Here is a 1,194-nt window from a genome sequence, read left to right on the forward strand (position 1 = left end):
CGCTCGCAATTGTCTGTTGAAGATAGCGTATGACAGGGATGTTCCGCATTGTCGGGATGCCCGGAGCTGGGTGGCCACCCAGCTCCGGGCGCGGACAGTCGGGCCGTCTCGCAATGGGGCTTTCGCCCGCCGTCATCGTGGTCGGCTGTCCGCTTCCCTTAGACGCTTGATGAGTTGCCAGGGCCCCTCGTTAGACGCCCGTAGACAATCGCAAGCCGCTGCAAGGATAGCCGATCATGACCGATCTGACCATCGATGCACCCACCCGCTTTGTCGGCTGCGACGTCGGCAAAGCCAACATCACCGTCTTCGACAGCGCCACCGATGCGGTCGTCGATATCTCCAATACGCCAAAGGCGCTCTCCGCCTTTGCCACCACGCTCGATCCGGGATGCCTGGTGATCTGCGAGGCGACCGGTGGCTATGAAGCAGTGCTTCTCGATGCCGTCATCCGGGCCGGCCATGCCATCCACCGCGCCGATGCCCGCAAGGTCAAAGCGTTCATCCGCTCCTTCGGGACCCTGGCCAAGACCGATGCGATCGATGCCCGCGCGCTTGCCCGCTACGGCCAGGAGCGACACGATCGCCTGATCCGCTGGCAACCCCGCGAGAAGGATCGCGAAACCCTCCATACCCTCGTCTCCACCCGTGGAGATCTGGTCCAGGCACGTGTCGCCTGCTCCAATCGCCTGGGGGCACCCTGTGCCGCTCCCGTCGCCGATGAACTGCGCATCCTGCTCGATAGCCATAAGCAGGCCATCGCCAGCATCGAAGCCAAGATCGACACGCTCATCCGCTCGTCAAACTCGCTCGCCACCGCCGCGCGCACCCTGCAGACCATCCAGGGCTTCGGCGCCACCTCAGTCGCCGCACTCATCGCCTTCATGCCCGAACTCGGCACTCTCGATCGCAAACAGACCGCAAGCCTCGCCGGTCTCGCACCTCATCCCAGGAAAAGCGGCATCTTCGACGGATATCGCCGCACAAAAGGCGGCAGGCCCGAGATCAAGCGCATCCTCTTCATGGCCGCTCTCTCAGCCGTCCGCCACAATCCAACCCTCAAGGCCTTCTATCACCGCCTCATATCCAACGGCAAAAAACCCATCGTCGCCCTCGTCGCAACCATGCGCAAACTCATCATCATCGCTAACGCTAAGCTTCGTGATCAGCTCGCCAGCATCTGAGTTGATGACG

General features: G+C 62.5%; 1 protein-coding gene. It reads left to right on the forward strand.

The window, feature by feature from the left end; genetic code table 11:
- Positions 1-236 precede the first annotated feature (236 nt).
- Complete coding sequence (locus AC3WN8_RS30090; protein ID WP_492673214.1) at positions 237-1,184, forward strand: IS110 family transposase; 948 nt, start codon at positions 237-239, stop codon at positions 1,182-1,184.
- Positions 1,185-1,194: the final 10 nt, after the last annotated feature.

Source organism: Sphingobium sp. FW305-3-2-15-F-TSA7, assembly GCF_058787155.1.

What these genes read in the sequence shown, in the direction of transcription:
- AC3WN8_RS30090 (WP_492673214.1), top strand. Translation starts at nt 237, where the DNA reads ATGACCGATCTGACCATCGATGCACCCACCCGCTTTGTCGGCTGCGAC.